Annotated in this window: 18 protein-coding genes; 8 read left to right on the forward strand and 10 right to left on the reverse strand. The window is 69.4% G+C overall.

Annotated elements, in window-relative coordinates; all coding sequences use genetic code 11:
- Nucleotides 1-133: 133 nt before the first annotated feature.
- The 7 genes from B0I29_RS28015 to B0I29_RS28045 form a co-directional block, all read right to left on the reverse strand.
- Nucleotides 134-1,087 (reverse strand): hypothetical protein, encoded by a 954-nt coding sequence (locus tag B0I29_RS28015; protein WP_111652081.1) that lies wholly within the window; start codon nucleotides 1,085-1,087, stop codon nucleotides 134-136.
- The gene (locus B0I29_RS28020; protein ID WP_111652082.1) at nucleotides 1,084-2,010 is read right to left on the reverse strand and encodes a hypothetical protein; all 927 of its coding nucleotides are present in this window, start codon (nucleotides 2,008-2,010) and stop codon (nucleotides 1,084-1,086) included. Before B0I29_RS28020 ends, B0I29_RS28015 begins: the two co-directional genes overlap by 4 nt.
- Nucleotides 2,007-3,560 carry a hypothetical protein gene (locus tag B0I29_RS28025; protein WP_111652083.1) on the reverse strand — a complete coding sequence of 518 codons (1,554 nt, stop codon included), beginning with the start codon at nucleotides 3,558-3,560 and terminating at the stop codon, nucleotides 2,007-2,009. Before B0I29_RS28025 ends, B0I29_RS28020 begins: the two co-directional genes overlap by 4 nt.
- A gap of 1 nt (nucleotide 3,561) precedes the next feature.
- Entirely contained in the window at nucleotides 3,562-4,578 is a 1,017-nt protein-coding gene (pseI, locus tag B0I29_RS28030) for a pseudaminic acid synthase (RefSeq protein WP_111652084.1), read from the reverse strand.
- Complete coding sequence (locus B0I29_RS28035; protein WP_111652085.1) at nucleotides 4,575-5,027, reverse strand: GNAT family N-acetyltransferase; 453 nt, start codon at nucleotides 5,025-5,027, stop codon at nucleotides 4,575-4,577. Before B0I29_RS28035 ends, pseI begins: the two co-directional genes overlap by 4 nt.
- A gap of 4 nt (nucleotides 5,028-5,031) precedes the next feature.
- The gene (locus B0I29_RS28040) at nucleotides 5,032-6,093 is read right to left on the reverse strand and encodes a glycosyltransferase family 2 protein (protein ID WP_111652086.1); all 1,062 of its coding nucleotides are present in this window, start codon (nucleotides 6,091-6,093) and stop codon (nucleotides 5,032-5,034) included.
- 111 nt (nucleotides 6,094-6,204) lie between these two features.
- Nucleotides 6,205-8,502, reverse strand: coding sequence for a putative bifunctional diguanylate cyclase/phosphodiesterase (locus B0I29_RS28045; RefSeq protein ID WP_111652087.1), 2,298 nt, complete (start codon nucleotides 8,500-8,502; stop codon nucleotides 6,205-6,207).
- 101 nt (nucleotides 8,503-8,603) lie between these two features.
- Here B0I29_RS28045 and B0I29_RS28050 point away from each other — a divergent pair, with 101 nt between their 5' ends.
- Complete coding sequence (locus B0I29_RS28050) at nucleotides 8,604-10,172, forward strand: APC family permease (protein ID WP_245972781.1); 1,569 nt, start codon at nucleotides 8,604-8,606, stop codon at nucleotides 10,170-10,172.
- On the opposite strand, the gene B0I29_RS28055 is transcribed toward B0I29_RS28050, so the two are convergent.
- Both B0I29_RS28055 and B0I29_RS28060 read right to left on the reverse strand, forming a co-directional pair.
- Nucleotides 10,144-10,644: a hypothetical protein gene (locus B0I29_RS28055; protein ID WP_245972782.1), complete on the reverse strand. Its 501-nt coding sequence runs from the start codon at nucleotides 10,642-10,644 to the stop codon at nucleotides 10,144-10,146. The two genes, B0I29_RS28050 and B0I29_RS28055, sit on opposite strands and share 29 nt — an antisense overlap.
- A gap of 86 nt (nucleotides 10,645-10,730) precedes the next feature.
- Nucleotides 10,731-11,294 (reverse strand): TetR/AcrR family transcriptional regulator, encoded by a 564-nt coding sequence (locus B0I29_RS28060; protein WP_111652090.1) that lies wholly within the window; start codon nucleotides 11,292-11,294, stop codon nucleotides 10,731-10,733.
- Between the two features lie 76 nt (nucleotides 11,295-11,370).
- On the opposite strand from B0I29_RS28060, the gene B0I29_RS28065 reads away from it, so the two are divergent.
- The 7 genes from B0I29_RS28065 (at nucleotide 11,371) to B0I29_RS28090 (ending at nucleotide 17,997) form a co-directional block, all read left to right on the forward strand.
- Complete coding sequence (locus B0I29_RS28065) at nucleotides 11,371-12,594, forward strand: MFS transporter (protein ID WP_111652091.1); 1,224 nt, start codon at nucleotides 11,371-11,373, stop codon at nucleotides 12,592-12,594.
- A gap of 84 nt (nucleotides 12,595-12,678) precedes the next feature.
- On the forward strand, nucleotides 12,679-14,262 hold the full coding sequence (locus tag B0I29_RS28070; RefSeq protein WP_111652092.1) for an alpha/beta hydrolase: 1,584 nt from the start codon (nucleotides 12,679-12,681) through the stop codon (nucleotides 14,260-14,262).
- A gap of 190 nt (nucleotides 14,263-14,452) precedes the next feature.
- Nucleotides 14,453-15,040, forward strand: coding sequence for a TMEM165/GDT1 family protein (locus B0I29_RS28075; protein ID WP_111652093.1), 588 nt, complete (start codon nucleotides 14,453-14,455; stop codon nucleotides 15,038-15,040).
- An 11-nt stretch (nucleotides 15,041-15,051) separates the two neighbouring features.
- Nucleotides 15,052-16,257, forward strand: a complete 1,206-nt coding sequence (locus B0I29_RS28080) for a tetratricopeptide repeat protein (RefSeq protein WP_111652094.1) — start codon at nucleotides 15,052-15,054, stop codon at nucleotides 16,255-16,257.
- 81 nt (nucleotides 16,258-16,338) lie between these two features.
- Nucleotides 16,339-17,031, forward strand: a complete 693-nt coding sequence (locus B0I29_RS28085) for a tetratricopeptide repeat protein (RefSeq protein ID WP_111652095.1) — start codon at nucleotides 16,339-16,341, stop codon at nucleotides 17,029-17,031.
- 19 nt (nucleotides 17,032-17,050) lie between these two features.
- Nucleotides 17,051-17,209, forward strand: a complete 159-nt coding sequence (locus B0I29_RS45920; protein ID WP_181558001.1) for a RidA family protein — start codon at nucleotides 17,051-17,053, stop codon at nucleotides 17,207-17,209.
- 50 nt (nucleotides 17,210-17,259) lie between these two features.
- Nucleotides 17,260-17,997, forward strand: a complete 738-nt coding sequence (locus tag B0I29_RS28090) for a LamG-like jellyroll fold domain-containing protein (protein WP_111652096.1) — start codon at nucleotides 17,260-17,262, stop codon at nucleotides 17,995-17,997.
- Here the strand turns inward: B0I29_RS28090 and B0I29_RS28095 are convergent.
- The gene (locus B0I29_RS28095) at nucleotides 17,984-19,180 is read right to left on the reverse strand and encodes a glycoside hydrolase family 18 protein (RefSeq protein WP_111652097.1); all 1,197 of its coding nucleotides are present in this window, start codon (nucleotides 19,178-19,180) and stop codon (nucleotides 17,984-17,986) included. The genes B0I29_RS28090 and B0I29_RS28095 overlap by 14 nt on opposite strands.
- Between the last annotated feature and the right edge of the window lie 20 nt (nucleotides 19,181-19,200).

Here is a 19,200-nt window from a genome sequence, read left to right on the forward strand (position 1 = left end):
ACGGCCAGGGTGGTTCGCGGGGTGCGTGTCGAGTTTGGGTGCGGATTGCACCTTTAGCCGACACACACGCGGTTGGCTCGTGCGATTTCGGCCCTGCGGCTCGGCCCTGCGGTTCGGGGTGGTACCTGGGCGTTTACGAAGTTATTGCGATGTTTTGGAGGGTTACGCCCTTGGCCTGTTCGATTAGGACTGGGGACCAGGAGTTGCCGGTTCCGGTGCCTTTCAGGCGGCAGTCCCGAACCACTGAATCCCGATATTTCAGGACCGTCACCCGGCCGTCGATCTCGCTGCGGCCCCAGCCGGCGATGCGTACCGCGTAAAGCGGCCCCGACCACTCCACATCCACATCAGCGATCTCGATCCGGGCGCCGATGTCGGGTGATGACACGAAGCGGTCCGTGTTGTCACCAGGTAGGAGCCGGAAACCCATCTCGACGTCAATCAGCGAGGCGCCGGATACCCGTACGTCGTGGACCGAGCTCAAATAGAAGCCCTCGATCGCCCCCGAAACCCGCAGGCCGGCCACGTCGAGGCGGTGCGGGTGAAAAGTCGGGCCCACCAGCGAAGCGACGTCGGCTCCGACGGCACCCCAGTGCACGGCCAGGCCGGTGAACCCGCCGAGCACTGTCACCTCCCGGATCACCACGTCGCTGACGGCGCCCATCACGCCGATCGCGTTGGCGGTGCGCAGGCTGCCGTGGTCGACCCGGATCCGGCGTACGTCCACACCGGTGATCCACGTGGGTTCGGCGGCGTACAGGTATTCGCCGATGGTGAGGCCGGTGCCGCGGTCGCCGCCGTGTTCGCCCGGGTCGGACGGGGCCGGCTGGAGCCCGAGGTCGCTGATCGAGACGTCGGAGCCGAGTACGTGCAGAACGGGCGCACCGGTGCGTTCGGTGGCGACCAGCCAGGTGTCGGTCTCCGAGGCGCCGCGTACGGTCCAGCCGCCCGGTACCCGCAGCCCGTCGGCGATCTCGTGCCGTCCGGGCGGCAGTTCCAGCTTGCCGGCCGGAGAGCCAGAAAGCAGATCTTGGAGCATCCGGTGGTTCGAGATCGGGTCGGTGCCGAGCACCGGGCGCAACGTCATTTCAGCCGCCAGGCGAGTGTCGGCTGCGCCTGGACCGCACCGAGAAGCACCGGCGTCTCGATCGGCCCCGGCAACCGGAGCTGGTCACCGGAAACCTCGATGTCGATCGGCGCACCGGTCATCACGTCAGCGGCCAGCACACCGGAGAGCGGCCCGGGCCGGGCCGGCATCGCGCGGTACGCGACCCGCCGTGCCGCACGAGCCACCTTGAACGCGGCACGAGCCGGCCGGCGGCGGGTGAAACGGTTACGCGGGGTCAGCGGCAACGGCGGAGCAGCCGGCACCACCTGCGTGGACAGTCGCTGCACCAACGCCGCGCCGGGCTGCAGAACGGCGAAGTCGCACCCGGTCGACCCGGTCGAGACGGTCGCCGGCGCGGAGACGGATGTGGTGTGCACCGCGATGCTGTTGAACCGCAGGCCCACCACCGGACGGGTGGAGAGCCGGCCCGTTGCCCAGGACGGCGGCGGCGTCTCGCCCAGCTCGACCATGAGCAGGCCGTCGCTGTCGAGTTCGCCTTCGGCCAGGTCGAACGAGAGGGTCGCCTCGGCGCTCGCCGCACCGCGCCAGCCCTGCCGGCGGGCCAGCACGACGCTGCCCCGGATCCGGCCCTGCGCGCGCAGCACGACCAGGCGGGGCAGTTCGGGAGTCGTCCGCGACGGGCGGACTCGGTCGGCCCACCAGCGCGTGCTGATCTCGTCGAGACCGATCGAGACGGTTACGCGTACCGGGCCGCCGGTGCCGGCGACCTTGACCGCGACCGCGCCGAAGTCCCCGGTGATCCGGCCGATGATGCCCCGGCCGCGGACCATCTGGTCGACGATCGTCAGCGACGGGTGCATGCCGCTGGTGAGCTCCATCGGGAGCGCGGCGGGGACCGACGGCTCGTCGAAGTCGGTACGGAACCAGGCCCCGACACTCATAGCGGTGTCCGGGTCAGCATCGGCTCGCGACGGGTCCACAGTCGTTCGACGGTTTCGAAGAGCGGGTCGGAGTCGCTCTCGATGTGCCGGAACGTCGCGCGTACCGCCTTGAGCAGGGTGTTCGCCGGCCAGACCTCCCACTGCGGCACATGTGGGGTGACCACGTCGGCGCCACTGCGGTAGAGCCAGAGCCAGAGCCGGGCCCGGCGTACCTGCTCCTCGGTGACGAGCGAGGCGCCGTCGTGCAGGGCCTTGATGTTCTCGTCGAGGGTCTTGAAGTACGCGTCGGTCGAGTCGACGACCGTCGACAGCCCGCAGGAGCTCCACTCCGACCATCCGGCCTGAATAACCGGGATTCCGTACGCCGGAAGCTCGTTGCTGACACTGCCCCGAACCGTGACACCCAGGTCGGTGAGGCTCCACAGCGCGTTCTTGCTGATCGCGGCGCTCGGCTTGAAGACCAGGTGACGGGAGGAACGGTGCTGCTTGGCGAGGTTGCCGAAGAAGCCGCTCGAGTCGTAGAGCGCCTGACTCGGGTGATCCAGGAAGAGCCATTGGGCGTCGTCGCGCGAAGCGGCCCAGGCAGCCGTGTCGGTGAACCAGTCGGCGAGGCTCGGGAAGAGTTCCCGGTTGGTGCCGAGCGCGTCCGAGACGGCGTGGTTGAAGACCGCGACGATCGGCTTGGCCGGGTCGAACCCGAACCGGGCCGCCGTGTGGGTACGCAGAACCGCCCGCTCAGCCGGGTTGTTCAGGTCGACCGAAGCGGCCGCTCCGCCCCGCCACCAGCTCGGCCGGCCCAGGTTCACCTTGGCTCGCCACGCGATCAGCTCGGTCGACCGGCGCAGCTCCTCGCGGCGCGGCCAGAGCTTCGTCTCGAACACCTCGCCGATCTGCCGGGTCAGCTCCTCACGGAACGTGCCGGTGTGCGTGTCGTGCTCGGGGAACAGCGCGTACGCCTTCAGGCAACCGGTCTGCTGGGTGTGCACGACCGGGACAGCGGCCCGGCGCGCCACCTCGACGGCGAGACCCCACTGGTCGTAGTCGACATGGCTGGTGACCAGCGCGAGGACGTTCCGCTGGAACTGTTCCTCGTAGAACGCGGCGAGCGCGTCCCCGTACCGCTGCCTCTCCGAAGGTGGCTGCTCCCGCAGCCGCGGCAGTTTCGCGAGTCGCGCGTCGGTCGCGGCCACGTAATCCGAGGTGTCAAAAGTGGGTTTGCGATCAGAACGACGGACCAGGTCCCAGACGTCGATCGTCTCGCTCGCGCCGTAGGCGTCAGCCAGCTCGCGCACGAGTGACACGTCGAAGCCCTGCCAGAGCGTCTTGTGCCAGGCGTCCTCGACGCCGGTGAAGACGACGAGCTTGGCCGGCCGGATCCGCCGGATCGCGTTCGCGACCGCAAGGTTGCGCAGGGTGACCCGCAGATCCTGGTGGAACGCCTCGACCAGGATGACGGCGTCGTCCTCGGCCGGTGACAGGTTCTTCTGCCAGAAGACTTCCGCTGCTGTGAGGAAGTGTTTCCACTCCTGCTTGTTAGCCGTCAGCCACACGTCAGACCAGATCCCAGGTGAGCGGTGTTCCCTTGGCGGCGTCCGACTGGAAGACGCGTCCGAGCACGGTGCCGATGGCGTCCGGTTCGAGGCCACCGGTCGGGCGGATGGAGCGGACGTTCTCCGCGGTGACCGGCTCGCCCGCGACCACGTCCTTGACGACGTAGAGCGAACGACGGAACCGCAGGCCTTCCTTCTCGGCGTCGGTCGGGCCGATGCTGGTGGTGCCGAGCGACTGCCAGGCCCGTTCCGATTCCACCACGAGGGCGGCGAGTTCGGCGGGTTCGAGGGAGAACGCCGAGTCCACGCCGCCGTCGGACCGGCTCAGCGTGACGTGCTTCTCGATCAGGACGGCGCCGAATGCGACAGCCGCGATCGGTACGCCGATGCCAAGCGTGTGGTCGCTCAGTCCGATCGGCAGCTGAAGCGCCTCGGCCAGCACCGGGATGCGCCGCAGGTTGGTGAACTCCGGCGGAGTGGGGTACGAGGCCGTGCAGCTCAGCACCGTGATGTCGGTGGCGCCGGCGCCCTTGGCCGCGTCGACAGCGGAGGTGATCTCCCGGAGGTTCGCCATGCCGGTGGAGATGATGATCGGCTTGCCGGTGGAGGCGGCGAGGCGGATCAGCGGCAGGTCGGTGATCTCCGAGGATGCGATCTTGTACATCGGCGCGTCCAGCTTCTCCAGCAGGTCGACCGCGGTCGGGTCGAACGGGCTGGAGAAGGCCGCGATCCCACGCTCACGGGCGCGGTCGAAGATCGGCCCGTGCCAGTCCCACGGGGTGTGCGCGCGGGTGTAGAGGTCGTAGAGGTACTCGCCACCCCAGAGCTCGTGCCCTTTCGACAGCTGGAACCGCGGGTGCTTCACATCCACGGTCAGGGTGTCCGCGGTGTACGTCTGGATCTTGATGGCGTCGGCCCCAGCGTCAGCGGCGGCATCTACCAGCTGCAATGCCCGGTCGAGCGAACCGTTGTGGTTGCCCGACATCTCCGCGACGATGTACGGCTTCGAATTGCTCATTTCGCTCTCTCTGTCCAGACGACCGTCTTCGGCACCCCGTCGACGATTCGTTCGTATCTGCGCGTCTCCCGGAAGCCGAAGCGCCGGTGCAGCGCGAGCACCTGCTTGTTCTCCGCGAGCGTTTCGCCACCCAGGGTTGTGAGGCCCAGGGTGCCGAACGCGTACTCGACGGCTTCCTTTTCCAGGCGCATCCAGGCCGGAAGAAGGCGGGACCCGAGCCCCTCGACGTCGAGGTAGAACGACCAGGTGGTCCCGTTGAAGATCACTACTCCGGCGGGCACGTCGTTGTCGTCGACGTAGATCAGGACGTTGCCGCTGCGGGCCGCCCACCAGGCGGCGTGCTCGGCGGGCTGAATCTCGTGGGTGGTGAGGCTGACCGCTCGCACCGATGGGTGGTTGCGCCAGCCCAGCACGAGGTCACGGTCGGAGTCACGGGCGGGACGTAGCACGCCGTCAACGTAGGGATGTGGTTTGGACCCGCTGTGGCGCGGAGGGGAGGTCCTGGGAAACCACAGGTGTCCGTTCGGTGGATCGGCGCCGCAGACCCGCTACGCGGTAACCCGTACGCAGTGCGGAGTACATCGCGTAGCTGTTGATCGCGACCAGCCGGTGCTTGATCCCGGGGGTCCCGACCGGTGGCTGATAGCCCTCGGGGCGGTGCCGGCGGTAGAGCCCGGCGATCCTCCGGAAGAACTGGCGGCGGCGGCGCGGGTGCACCCGGGAGTCGTTACCGGCGACCACCAGCAGGTGACTGATCATCAAGGTGAACAACCGGATTCGCAGGGCCTGGTCGACGCCGGTCGCATCGAGCCACGCGTACAGCCGGTCCCACTGCTCGAAGGCCTCGAAGTGCCGCTCGCTGCGGGTGGCGGTGATCGCACCGAACCGGCCGACCCGGTAGTGGTAACAGACCCGGTCGAGGACCTCGACACGCTCGGCGGCGAGCAGCACCGGGTTGCTGAACGGGACGTCCTCGTACCACCCGGCGGGGAAGCGCAGGTCGTGCTTGGTGAGGAAGTCGCGCCGCATGATCCGGTTCCACGCGGTGTGCTGCACGGCGAGCAGCCGGTCCAGGGTGACGGTCCCGCGCAGCATCGGCGAGCTCGCGTCCGTCTGGAGGCGCCCGTTCTCGTGAACTCGCAGGTGGTCGATGAGCAGCACGTCAGGCTCGGTCTCGCGGAGCTTGTCCAGCACCGCCCGGATCGAGCCGGAGGGCAGCCAGTCGTCGCTGTCCACGAACCACACGTACTTGCCGCGCGCCTCGACCAGGCCGGCGTTGCGGGCCAGACCGAGGCCCACGTTGCTGGTGAGGTGAACAACGCGCAGGTCACCGTGGCGTGTGGCGTACCCGTCCAGCATCAGTCCGCACGAGTCGGGCGAGGCGTCGTCGACAGCGATCACCTCGACCTGCGCGTTTTCCTCGGCCGTCAGGCCGGCGCGGATCGACTCCAGACACTGGTACAGGTAGCCCTCGACCGCGTAGACCGGGACTACGACGGTCAGCAGAACGTCCATGCGGCCAAATTTCGACCCCGGACGTGAAGGGCAGGGTAACCAGACCTTTCGGGGATCTACGTCACAGGCAATTCTGGCGGTCCAAACGGGTAACAGCCGTTACCCGCCGCGCTATCCACCTTGTTGTCCGCCTTGTTGTCCGCCGAACAACAGGTCCTGCATCGCGTCGGCGGTAAGGGGCTCGGCGAAGAAGTAGCCCTGACCGAGTTCGCAGTTGCCGTCGGTGAGCTCACTGAGCTGTTCGGCGTCCTCGATGCCCTCGGCGATCGTGGAGAGTTGCAGCGCCTGGCCCAGCTGGATGATCCCGTGGGTGAGCGCCGCCGCGGCCGGCACGTCGCCGACATCGTCGACGAACGACTTGTCGATCTTGATGATGTCCACCGGGAAACGCCGCAGGTACGCGAGCGACGAGTACCCGGTGCCGAAGTCGTCGATCGCCAGCCGCACACCGAGCGCCTTGATCGCGTGCAGCCGGTTCAGCGTCTCCGGCCGGTGGTCCACGATCAGCGACTCGGTCAGCTCGATCACCAGGCAGTGCGGCGGCAGGCCGCTCTCGTCGAGCGCCGACTGCACCACGTCCGGCAGGTCGGCGCGCTCCAGCTGGACCGCCGAGAGATTCACGCTGACCGTCAGCGGTGCGGTGTCAGCGGGCCGGCGCGCGTTCCACCCGGATGCCTGGCGGCACGCCTCGCGCAGCACCCATTCGCCGATCGGCACGATCATGCCGGTCTCTTCGGCGAGCGGGATGAAGTCCAGCGGCGGGATCATCCCGCGCTCCGGGTGCAGCCAGCGGACCAGCGCCTCCAGGCCGGAGATCTCGCCGGTGCGCAGCCGCACGATCGGCTGGAACCGCAGCTGGAACTCGTGCCGCAGCACGGCCCGGCGCAGGTCGGCCTCCATCTCCAAGTGTTTCTGGAACGACGCCCGCATCTCCGGGTCGAAGACCGTGTACTGGTCCTTGCCCTGCTTCTTCGCCTCGAACATCGCCAGGTCGGCCCGGACCAGCAGCTCCTGGGCGTCCTGCTCGCCGGTCATTCCGTACGCGACGCCGACGCTGCACGTCACGAACGTCTCCCGGCCGTCGAGGTCGAACGGGTCCCGCATCGCCGCGACGATCCGCCGGGCGACGGGCACTGCCGCCTCCACGCCGGTGACGTCCGGCAGCAGCACGGCGAACTCGTCGCCGCCGAGCCGGGCCGCGGTGTCGTCGGTGCGCAGGCACTCCCGGATCCGGTCGGCGACCGCGGCCAGCAGCCGGTCGCCGGCATTCGGCCCGAGTGAGTCGTTGATGACCTTGAACCGGTCCAGGTCGATGAGGAGCGCCGCCGCGCCTCCGGCGCGAGACGTGACAAGAGCGTTTTCGGTACGCGTCATGAACAGCGAACGGCTCGCCATCCCGGTCAGCGCGTCGTGGAACGCGGCGTTCATCTCGCGCAGCGTCCGTGCGTCGGTGATCGCCAGACTGACGTGCTCGGCGAACGCCTTCAGGATGTCCTGGGACGCCTTGTCCCACTCGCGGATCCTGGTGTACGACCCGACGAACATCGCGCCGACGACCACGCCGTTCTCATGCACCGGCAGAGCCATCACGCTCTTGAGCTGGGCACGGACGATCTCGGGTACGGCAATCGGCGAGTTGGCGTAATCGTCGACAGCGATCAGCTCGTCGCCCATGATCGCGAGACCGGCGGCACCGAGCGCGGCGACCGGTACCCGCTGCATGCGGATCACGCCGTCCTCCGGCACCCCGTGCGAGGCGACCAGGCTGGTCTTGCTCTGGTCGTCGGCGTCGAGCACGGTGAGCCCGGCCATCTCGACGTCCATCAGCTCGGCGGCCGACTCGGTGATCATTTCGAGGAGCCGGGGGAGCGGCTCGCGCCGGGCGATCGCCCGTTGCACGGTGCTGAGCTCGTCGAAGAGGCGCTGGCGGCGCTGGAGCGAGTCGATCAGCCGGCCGTTCTCGGCCGCCTGCCGCCGCTCCGCCTCGACCAGCTGGAGTGCCTGAAGGCTCAGTTCGAGCACCTGCGCCATGCCGCGCAGCAGGCAGATCTCCTCGATCGTGAACGCGGCGGCCCGCCGGCCCAGCACCAGCGCGCCGGGGGAGAGGCCGCTGATCGGGGCATGGGCCACCGTGTACGAGTCGTCGCCGATCTCCAGCGTCACACGCCGGCCGGCGGCGATCTCGCCGATGGCGTACGCGGGGACGGCATCGGCGGGCAGCCCGACGACCGCAGCAACGCCCCCGTCGACCATCAGAACCGCGAGGTCGGCACCGAGTGCGCGAACCGCGCACTCCACGGCGGCGTGCTGCGCCGCGGCCTCGTCCGGCCGATCCGCCACGACGGTGAGGAACTCCGTCAGTTGCTCTGTCGCTAGCACGTGGTTGCAGTCGGCGACGGCGATGCCCACCTGAGGAAAAGTTGCGATTCACGTGCCAACCTGGTCACGAACGGTCAGTGAACGGCTACCCCCAGTTGCGTAGGTGGGGCTGGTGCGACTGAATGGAAGCCGTGGGCACGCCTGAGGATGATCCGCCGTACGCGCTGGCCTCCGGTCGCATCGGCGCGGCCTCCGTCTCCTTCTTCGGACTGGCCGCCGCGGCGCCGGCGGTCACCCTGATCACTCTGGTCCCGGTCGCCCTCGCGGCGGGCTCCGGCCCGCTCGTACCTCTCTCCTTCGTCGCGCTCGCCGTGGTGCTGCTGCTCTTCTGCGGCGGGTACGCGGCGATGGCCCGCCGATCGCCGAGCGCCGGTGCCGCGTACACACAGGTCGCTCGCGGTCTGGGCCGCCCCGCGGGCCTGACCACCGCCTGGCTCGCGGTGACCGGATACCAGGCGATCCAGTTCGGTCTGTACGCGCTGGCCGGCGCCGCCGCCACGCCGCTGGCGCAGAGCTGGACCGGTGTGACCGTTCCGTGGTGGGCCGGGGCGGCCGGGTGCTGGGCGCTGGTGGCGCTATTCGGCACCATGCGCATCGAGGTCGCCGCCGGTGTGATCGGCCTGCTCGCGGTCGCCGAGGCCGCGGTTCTCGTCGGGATGGGCGCGAGCAACCTGCTCCAGCCGTTCGGCGGGCGGATCACCCTGGACTCGATCCGCGTCGACGACCCCGGTCTGATCGACCGCCCGGTGCTCGGGCTGCTGCTCGCGGCCGGTGTGCTGGCGTTCGCGGGATTCGAGAGCACCGGCAACTACGCCGAGGAGTCGCTGCGGCCGAAGCGCAGCGCCGGCTTGGGCGGGTACGGGTCCGTGGTGCTCGTCGCGCTGCTGCTCGGCGGCCTCTCCTGGACGATGATCGTGGCGGCCGGACCGTCCCGGATCAGCGCGGTGGCCGACGCCCGCGGCGCTGAGCTGCTCTTCGACCTGGCCGACGAGCGGCTGCTGCCGTGGGCCGTGACGCTGGGCCGGCTGATCCTGATCACCAGCGTGCTGGCCGGCGTGCTGGCGCTGCATCACGCCATGGCGCGTTATCTGTACGCGATGGGCCGGGACGGCGTGCTGCCCGGTGTGCTGGCCGGCACCGGTCGGCGTACCGGTGCGCCGCGAGCCGCCTCGCTGACCCAGTCGCTGATCGCGGGGGCCGCGCTGGCCGGCGCTTACGTTGCCGGCGCCGATCCGGGGCCGGTGACCGCGCGCTGGATGATCCTCGGCGGCGCGCTCAGCATCCTGCTCCTGCTGCTCGCGACGTCACTGGCAGCGCTGCTGCACCTGAACCGGGTGCCGGGTGACGAGGGCGCCTGGACTCGTTTTATTTCGCCCCTTCTGTCCACTGTGTCCCTTGGGAGCCTCGTTTACCTGGCGTTTCGCGATCTGCCGCAGATCCTCGGGTTGCCGGCCGGCTATCCACTGGTCCGGGCGGTGCCGGCGGCGATCGCGGGGTGTGTCCTGCTGGGGCTCGTGCACGCGGCAGTGATCAGGTGGCGATGGCCGGTCCGTTACGCGGGGATCGGCCTGGGCGGAACCGCGGTGGTGGTGACCCCAGAAAAGGAAAAGGCTCCGGAGATCCGGATCCCTCAGCAACGGGATCCCGGCGTTCATCGCCCCGAACGGGCGGCTAACCGAAGAAGTCCTGGACCTGGGTAAGTGTCAGATAACCCTGGTGCTCCAGCTCGCGCGGGATGCTGGGCAGCGACTTCGCGGTGATCGGCACGTCGTCCGGGTTCGCCGGTGTCGCCGACGGCTCCGGGGTCGGCGGCAGATCGGGCAGCGCCATCGCCTCCCGGATCACCGCGAACATCGTCCGGATCTCGGTGGTGGCGCGGCGGGCCAGTTCCTCCGGGCCGGCGCCGGCCGGTGGCAGCTCACAGGTGAAGTTCGCCCGCAGCAGGTCGTCGACCCGGCGGATGTCGGCACTGGGCCGCAGGTGGTCGAGCCGGCCCTCGGTGACGATGCCGAGCTCGCAGCCGTCCAGACCGGAGACCTGCCACCACTGCTGCCAGCTCGGATCCGCGTCGAGGGTCTGCACCGCGTGCTGGAGGGCGACCAGGTAGTGCCACGGGGCCTGGCCGTCCCGAGTTGCCGTCCCCAGCCGTGGGTGGAGCCAGAACTCGTCCATGTTTCGCATGGTGACAGGCCATCCGGCCGGAGGGGGAAATTTCGGGCGCGCGCGTTCGAGTGGAGCTGAAATCAGTAGTCAAGTGGTCAGCTGTCCAGGAGGACCGCTGCCATCTGGCGTGCCAGTGCCGCCGCCTGGGGTCCTCCGTCGAGCCGCGCTCCGGCGTTCGAGCCGTCGTAAAGGATGACCAGCTGCGCGGCGAGCGCCTCCGGATCCCGGGCGCCCGCGTCCCGGGCCAGGTCGACGAAGAGCGCCCTGGTCCAGGCCCGGGTCGTGTCCGCTTCCTCCTGGACGACGCCGGACGGGTCGGACTCGGCGCTGGCGTTGTAGAACGCGCACCCCCGATATCCCGGCCGCGCGGCGGTCTCGGCGAGCAGGTCGAAGACGCCGAGCAGCCGGTCACGCGGATTGCCGAAACGCTCCAGGCCCGTCGTGATCCGGACGCGGCGCGCCTCGTGCCGGCGCTGGAGGTAGGCCCTGACCAGCTCGTCCTTGCTGCCGAACGTGCTGTAGAGGGAGGCCTTGGCCACGCCGGCGCGCTCGATCACGCGGTCGATGCCGACGACGTGCACACCCTCGGCATAAAAGAGTTCGTCGGCGGCGTCCAGCAGGCGATCGCGTGCCGACCTGCGAGGTGATGTGACGGACATGGTTTGACGATAACAGACAGGTCTGTCTAGTCTCAGGAAGTCGCTAGACAGACCTGTCTGTTCAACTGGGGGACCCGTGAGTCTGCTAACCGAAGCGAAACCCGAAATCAGGCAACGACCCGCCGCCTTTGCCGCGGTCGCCGCCATCCTGGTGACCTTCGCGGCGGCGGCCGCCGTGCCGTCCCCGCTGTACGTCGTTTACCAGCACCTCTGGGGCTTCTCCGCGGCGACGCTCACGGTGATCTTCGCGGTCTACGTCGCGGCCCTGATCCTTGCGCTACTGATGCTCGGCGCGCTCTCCGACCACGTCGGCCGCCGTCCGGTGCTGGCCGGTGCGGTCGTGCTGGAAGCGGTCGCTCTGCTCCTGTTCGTGCTGGCCGGTGACGTCACCACGCTGATCGCGGCCCGGATCGTGCAGGGTGTGGCGACCGGCGCGGCGCTGAGCACTCTCGGCGCCACGCTCATCGACCTGAACCCGCGGCACGCTCCCGGCCGAGCCGGCCTGGTCAGCGGCATCGCCCCGGTTGCCGGCCTCGGCGTCGGCGCGCTCGGCTCCGGTGTCCTGGTGGAGTACGCGCCCTTCCCGACCCACCTGGTCTACGCGTTACTACTGGCCGGAATGATCGCGGCCGGTGTCGCCGTCGCCCTGCTCCCGGAGACGGCCGCCGGTCGGCCGGGCGGTGTCGGGTCTCTCGTACCCAAGCTTGGTGTTCCGGCCCGGCTGCGGGCCGACCTGCTGGCGCTCGTCCCGATCATCGTGGCGAGCTGGGCGCTCGGCGGTCTCTATCTGTCGCTCGGTCCCTCGGTGGCCGCCGACACGTTCGGGCTGCACGACCACCTGGTCGGTGGCCTGGTGGTGACGCTGCTCTGCGGCGCCGGCGCGGTGACGTCGTTCCTGCTGCGTGCCGTGCCGACCGCGCGGGTGCTGACGATCGCCGGCACCGGCCTGGCGGTGGGCGGGGTGACAGCTGTCGGCGGCATGGTCGTCGGGGATCTCCGGCTGGCGGTGGCCGGCACGGTCCTGTCCGGCATCGGATTCGGTGCGGCGTCGCTCGCGGCGTTCGGCACCCTGGCCCGGATCGCCGCGCCGCACGAGCGCGGTGAGCTGATGGCGGTGGCGCTGGTGATCTCGTACGCCGCGTTCAGCCTGCCCGCGGTGGTCGCCGGCGTGGTGGCCGGACGGGTCGGGCTGCACGAGACGGCGCTGGGTTACGGCGGAGTGGTGGCGGCGCTGGGAGCGCTGGCCCTGGTGATCCAGGCGCGTCCCCTGGTGATTCAGGCGCGGTCGAAAAAGGCATAAAGACGCGACCGCCCGGCGTGGACTCCCACCCGATGTCCGATTCACCCCACACCATATGGGGTGAATCGGACACAAGGGGCAAACATGAGAAGATTCTGGGCGGCCGCCACCACGGTCGCGCTCTGCGCCACCGGCGCCATGGTGACGGGGGCACAAGCCGGGACGATCGGCGGCGGGCGCAACGCGGCGGCGATCACCTGGGGCCCCTGCACCGAAGCGGCGTTGAAGGCACAGGCTGCCGAGTGCGCGATGCTCGCCGTGCCGATGGACCACGACAAGCCGGCCGGCACCAAGATCCAGCTGGCCGTCTCCCGGATCAAGCACACCGTTCCGGAGGACAAGTACCAGGGCGTCATGCTGGTCAACCCGGGTGGACCGGGCGGTGCCGGGCAGGGCATGGCCACGCTGGGCGCGCACGTGCCGAAGGGCGCCGGGTCCGCGTACGACTGGATCGGCTTCGACCCGCGTGGGGTCGGCGCCAGCACGCCGAAGCTGACCTGTGTCAGTGACTACGCGGGGTACAACCGCCCGGCGTACGTGCCGTCGACGAAGGAGATCGAGAAGGCCTGGCATGCCAAGACCACGGCGTACGCGAAGGCCTGCGCCAAGTCCGGCGGTGAGCTGCTGAACCACATGCGCACCGAGGACGCGGTACGCGACATCGACGCGATCCGGGCCGCCCTGGCCGTCGAAAAGATCAACTTCTACGGCTTCTCGTACGGCACCTACCTGGGCCAGGTCTACGCGACCAAGTTCCCGGAGCGGGTACGCCGGATGGTCCTCGACGGCGTCGTCGACCCGACCCGGGTCTGGTACGACTCGAACCTCGACCAGGACATCGCCTTCGACAAAGCGATCAAGGTGTACTTCGCCTGGCTCGCCAAGTACGACGCGATCTACCACCTGGGCAAGACCGCGAAGGCCGTGGAGAAGCTGTACTACAAGCAGCTCGACGACCTGGCCAAGAAACCGGCCGGTGGGCTGATCGGCCCGGCCGAGTTCACCGACGTCTTCCTCCAGGCGGGTTATTACGTCTTCGGCTGGGAGGCGACCGCGCAGGCGTTCTCCGCGTGGGTGACCAAGAAGGACTCGGCGGCGCTGAAGCGGCTCTACGACGAGAAGAACCCGCAGGACGCCGGCGCGGACAACAGTTACGCGATCTACCTGGCCGTCCAGTGCACCGACAACAAGTGGCCGTCCGACTGGCGCCGCTGGAAGAAGGACAACTGGCGGGTGCACAAGAAGGCGCCGTTCGAGACCTGGGGCAACGCCTGGTACAACGCCCCGTGCCGGCACTGGCCCGCGAAGGCCGGCCACCCGGTGAAGGTGAACGGCGCGAAGTCGCCGCCGTTGCTGATGCTGAGCGAGACCCTGGACGCGGCCACGCCGTTCTCCGGCGCTCTCGAAGCACGACGCCGGTTCCCGACGTCCGCGCTGATCGAAGGGGTCGGCGGGACCACGCACGCCGGGTCGCTCTTCGGTAACCGGTGCATCGACGACACGATCGCGGACTACCTGGCGACGGGTGCGCTCCCGAAGCGGCTGAAGGCCGACCGCTCCGACAAGGAATGTGTGCCGGTCGCGCTGCCGACACCGAATGCGGCCCTGGGGAGGAACGTGACAAAGAACTATGACCGCCTTCGTCTGCAGGACCTGATCACCAGGTGAGCTATGCTCGACCCCGCGAAGGGGAGTAGCTCCCAATGACGCGGTCGACATACTGACGCTCCGGCGTCCGGCCGCGCGGCCTTTCTCTTGAAAGGCGAGCGAGACCTTCGGCCAGGCCGTTTCATTAAGAGCGGCCGGGTCGAGGTCGCCCGTCGCCCTTTCCCCGGTCGCCAGATACCGGGAGTTTCCTGTGGATGGTTTTCTCGTCGCGCTCGGCGTCAGCTTCGCCGTGATCTTCGTGGCCGAGCTGGGCGACAAGTCGCAGCTCATGGCGATGACGTTCGCCACCCGATTCAAGACAATGCCGGTCCTGATCGGCATCACGGTGGCGACCGCCGTCGTGCACCTCGTCTCCGTCGGCATCGGTTACGGCCTCGGCGCAGCCCTCCCGACCGGCTGGATCTCGCTGGTCGCCGGCATCGCGTTCCTCGCTTTCGGCGCGTGGACGCTGCGCGGTGACAAGCTCACCGACGACGAGAAGACCAAGGCGGAACGCTCCACCGGCTCGGCGATCTGGGCCGTCGGTGGAGCGTTCTTCCTGGCTGAGCTCGGTGACAAGACCATGCTCGCCACCATCACGCTCGCCACCCAGCACGGCTGGTTCGGCGTCTGGGTCGGCTCGACGGTCGGCATGGTCGCCGCTGACGCCCTTGCCATCCTGGTCGGCCGCTACCTCGGCAAGCACCTTCCGGAGAAGGTGATCAAATATGGCGCTGCCGCGCTCTTCGCTATCTTCGGCATCTGGTTGATCGCCGAGGGTGTGATCGAAGTCCGCTAGGAGGGCGTCGCGTGACCCGTTCCGTCGAGATGGCCCGGATCCAGCTGGTCCGCGGTGAGCCTCGCGCCGCCGCGGAGTTGCTGGGCCCGGTGCTCGCGTCGGAACCGGACGATGTCACCGCGCTGATCCTGATGACCCACGCGCAGCTCGCGCTCAAGAATCCCGAGCTCGCCGAAGAGGTGGCCCGGCGCGCGGTGCGCAACGCCCCTGAGTGGGCGGACGCGCTCGCCGCGCTCAGCCGGGTGCTCACCGCACTGGACCGGCACGACGAGGCGATCGCCACGGCGCGCGAAGCGGTGCTGCGCCAGCCGGAGAATCCGTACCGGCACAACCGGCTGGCCTGGGCCTTCCTGGAAGAGGGCCGGCATTCGGTGGAGGCCGAGCACGCGGCGCGCGAAGCGGTGCGGCTCGGACCGGACGAGGCCGACTTCCGGATCACGTACGCCATGGTGATGAAACAGCTCGACCTGCGGGACCGTGCTCGGCAGGCGCTGCGCGACGCGCTCGCCCTCGACCCGGACAACGCGGTCGCCCAGCACGAGCTGGCCGCGCTCGACGTGGTCCACCACCACCCGTTCGCGCTGGGCCGCCTTGCCCGAGGCGCATCCGGCCTGGTCGGGGCGTTGCGGGCGGATCCGGGACAGCAGGCGAGCCGGTTCCTGCTGGACGTCGCGTTGCGCCAGTTCCTGGTCTACACGGCGATTCTGCTGACGCTTCTCGCGTACCTGGGCTGGCGTTTCGCCTCCGCCTCGCCCGGTTCCGCGCGGGTGATCGCGGCCGCCGCGGCGCTCGCGCCGGCCGCGTACGCAGGTCTTTTCGTCGCCCGGCTCGACCCCGCGCTGCGTAGTTATCTGCGCAACCTGCTCACGTCCGGCCGGCAGCGGGTCGCGGTGATCGCCGCCGGCGTTGCCGTCGCGCTGCTGCTCTTCGCGATCGTGGCGCCGACCGGCTGGCTCTCCGCGCTGCTCGGCACGGCCGCCGCCACCGGGTTCGGCGTCCGCCTGCTGACCGCTCCGGCAGACCGGCCGGGCGAGGACGGCCGCGGCCTCTCCACCAACTCGCTCTGGCTGATCGTCGGCGTCTGCGCCGCGGCCACGGTGGGCCTCGCGATCACCGACGCGGCGGATCCCGCTTGGCGGCTTGCCGCCTTCCTGGCGGCGCCGGCTGCCGCCGTCGCCTGCCTGCTGGTCATCTTCCGGCGCCGCCGTACGCACTAAGGGCCTTTTGTCTCAGAAAAGGCCCGCGGTTGCCGAAGAAGACCGCGTGACCCCCAGCTACTCCGGCCCCGGAGCGACCCGATGACCGAGCTGGCCCGGACCTCGCCTTCCCTCGGCGTCCCGGCTCCAGACGCCCCGGCGCGTGCCTTCGCCGACCCGGCCGACATGGGTGTTGCCCGTGCCGCCGCGCTCTTCGAACAGATGCAGCCGGAGCAGGCCGCCGCCCAGCTCGAACCGATCCTGGCCGCCAACCCCACGTCGGTGTCCGGCTGGATCCTGATGGGCCGGGTCCGGCTGGCCCTCGACCAGATGGACACCGCTCTCGACGCCGCGAACAAGGCCATCGAGCTGGCACCCGAGGATCCGCGCCCGCTGGCCATCGCGAGCCGCGCGCTCACCCTGCTCGGACGCCATGACGAGGCGCTGTCGATGGCGTACCGGGCGATCGTCGTGGAACCGAAGAACCCGCTCTGGCACGACCGGGTGGCCTGGGCCCTGCTCGCCGCCGACCGGCAGACCGCCGACGCGGAACAGGCCGCCCGCACCGCGATCAGCCTGGACCCGAACGAGGCTCACTACTACTTCACTCACGGGATGGCCCTGGCCGCGCTGGGCCATGTGGATCAGGCCCGCCAGGCGCTGGCGACCTCGCTGCGGATCGAACCGGGCAACCCGGTCGCCAAGACCCGGCTGGACATCCTGAACGGCGCGGCCGAACCGGTCGTCGAGAAGAAGAAACGAAGCTGGAAGCTGTTCGGCCGCAAGGACGAGTGACGTCACTAGGCTCAGGCTCATGACGCAGCGACGTGCCATCTTCAGCGGCTCGGAGTACGAGGAGCGATTCGGATATGCCCGAGCCGTCCTCGACGGCGACCGGGTGCACGTCTCCGGAACGACCGGCTTCGACTATGTGAGAATCGAGATCGAGGCCGAGGCTCACCTCTCCAGCTGACTTGCCGAATTTTCGGGTGCGGCTAAAAGGGCACATCCGATAATCCGGTTATGCGATCATGCTTGTCCGCCGCACTGCTGGTCATCGTGACCGTCGCCGTTCCGGAGCCGGCCGTCGCCAGTTCCCCGGCACCTGACCAGCCGATAGAGCCGATCCCGGTGACCATCGCCCGGTACGACTTCAACGGGCTGCCCTCGTCGATCGTCGATGAGTCGGGCAACGGCCACAATCTGCGCGTGCTCTCCGTCGGCGGCGGCCAGGTACGCCCGGTCGTGCACGGCCCCGGCACCGCCCTGGCCTTCCCCGGCAAGTGCACCAGCCCCGTCTGCCCGCACGTGGCACTGCAGAGCACCACCTCGGCCGACCTGAACCCGGGAACCCGGGACATCTCGTTCGGCGCCGACGTCCTGCTCGCGCCCGGGCAGACCAGCCCCGGGCAGAACGTCCTGCAGAAGGGTTACTCGCGGGCCAACAGCCAGTACAAACTCCAGATCGACGGGACGGGCGGCCATCCCAGCTGCGTGCTGGTGGACGTGAGCCGGCCGACGATCCGGATCGCCCGCAGCGCCGTCGGCACGGCGGACGGCCTGTGGCACAGGCTGCGCTGCGAACGCACCGGCGACCAGCTGGAGATCTACGTCGACGACGTGCGGCACGGCTGGACCACGGTCCCCGCGACCCTGTCGGTCAGCAACGACCGCCCGCTGAGCATCGGGGCGAAGGGCGCGTACCGCGACAACGATCAGTTCAACGGCGTCCTCGACAACGTGTGGGTCAGGATCGGCTGAGCGCTTTCACCAGCGCGGCGTCCGGTGTGTCGCCGGACAGCTCCCAGGCGAACAACCCGCCGAGACCTTGCTGCTGGGCGAAGTCCACCTTCGAGGCGATCGTCTCCGGGGTGTCGTAGGACCACCACTGCGCACCGCATCGGGCGTACGCCTGGCCGCCCGCTGTCCCGGTCGGCGGGCAGCGGTCCGCCAGCACGTGGTAGTCCTCGATGCCTTTGCCGTACTTGCCAGGCGCCGGGCCGGTGGCCGTGGCACCCGGTTCGGCGGCGTCCACCCCGGTCCAGCCGCGGCCGTAGAAACCGACGCCGATCAGCAGTTTCGCCGCCGGCACCCCGAGGGCGATCAGCTCGGTCACGGTCGCCTCGGTGGTCGCCGCCGTGCGCGGGATTCCCGGGTACGGAGTAAGCGCCGAATGCGCCGCCGTCCGCAGATCCTTCGACCCGGAACTCGCGCCGAAGTAGTCGTACGTCATCGCTCCGAGCCAATCCGCGTACCGTGAGGCGCTTGCGTAATCGGTGACCCGCAGCTTTCCGACGTCGCCGGGCACCGCGGCGGTGATCAAGGCGGAGGCGCCGAAAGACGCGCGAAGCGCGGCGAGCGTGGCGGTGAGCGCACTCGGACCGCTGGTGTCGCAGACGACCCCGCACGCGTTCGGGTACTCCCAGTCGACGTCGATGCCGTCGAAGAGCCCGGCCCAGCGCGGGTCGCGGAGCAGGGCGCGGCAGGACTCGGCGAAGGCCTCCGGGTCGCGGGCCGCCGCGGTGAAACCGGCCGATCCGCTCCAGCCGCCGAACGACCAGAGCACCTTCAGATCCGGGTGGGTGGCCTTGAGTTTGCGCAGCTGGCCGAAGCTGCCCTTGAGCACGTCCGCCGGCGCGTCGGCGACGCCGTCCACACTGTCCGCCGCCGTGATCGGCTTGCGGTACGCGGCCCACTGATCACCGACCGAGCACTTGCCGCCGTCGACCTTGCCGAACGCGTACTTCAGATGGGTGAGACGACCGGCCGAGCCGCTGTCCTGGAGGTTCTTGACCCGGAATCCGCGACCGTAGACACCCCACTCGGTGAAATAGCCGGCCACGACCTGAGTACCGGGGGTGGGTGACGGCGACGGCTCTGGATCATCCGTGCAGGACGTGAGTAAAAGGAGCAGGACAACAAGGAACGCCGGGCGACCGCGCATCGGCCCGAACCTAGCCGCCA

The organism is Actinoplanes lutulentus, assembly GCF_003259845.1.
Lineage (GTDB): Bacteria > Actinomycetota > Actinomycetes > Mycobacteriales > Micromonosporaceae > Actinoplanes > Actinoplanes lutulentus.

What these genes read in the sequence shown, in the direction of transcription:
- B0I29_RS28015 (WP_111652081.1), bottom strand. Translation starts at nt 1,087, where the DNA reads ATGACGTTGCGCCCGGTGCTCGGCACCGACCCGATCTCGAACCACCGG.
- B0I29_RS28020 (WP_111652082.1), bottom strand. Translation starts at nt 2,010, where the DNA reads ATGAGTGTCGGGGCCTGGTTCCGTACCGACTTCGACGAGCCGTCGGTC.
- pseI (WP_111652084.1), bottom strand. Translation starts at nt 4,578, where the DNA reads ATGAGCAATTCGAAGCCGTACATCGTCGCGGAGATGTCGGGCAACCAC.
- B0I29_RS28040 (WP_111652086.1), bottom strand. Translation starts at nt 6,093, where the DNA reads ATGGACGTTCTGCTGACCGTCGTAGTCCCGGTCTACGCGGTCGAGGGC.
- B0I29_RS28055 (WP_245972782.1), bottom strand. Translation starts at nt 10,644, where the DNA reads ATGGACGAGTTCTGGCTCCACCCACGGCTGGGGACGGCAACTCGGGAC.
- B0I29_RS28060 (WP_111652090.1), bottom strand. Translation starts at nt 11,294, where the DNA reads ATGTCCGTCACATCACCTCGCAGGTCGGCACGCGATCGCCTGCTGGAC.
- B0I29_RS28070 (WP_111652092.1), top strand. Translation starts at nt 12,679, where the DNA reads ATGAGAAGATTCTGGGCGGCCGCCACCACGGTCGCGCTCTGCGCCACC.
- B0I29_RS28085 (WP_111652095.1), top strand. Translation starts at nt 16,339, where the DNA reads ATGACCGAGCTGGCCCGGACCTCGCCTTCCCTCGGCGTCCCGGCTCCA.
- B0I29_RS45920 (WP_181558001.1), top strand. Translation starts at nt 17,051, where the DNA reads ATGACGCAGCGACGTGCCATCTTCAGCGGCTCGGAGTACGAGGAGCGA.
- B0I29_RS28090 (WP_111652096.1), top strand. Translation starts at nt 17,260, where the DNA reads ATGCGATCATGCTTGTCCGCCGCACTGCTGGTCATCGTGACCGTCGCC.
- B0I29_RS28095 (WP_111652097.1), bottom strand. Translation starts at nt 19,180, where the DNA reads ATGCGCGGTCGCCCGGCGTTCCTTGTTGTCCTGCTCCTTTTACTCACG.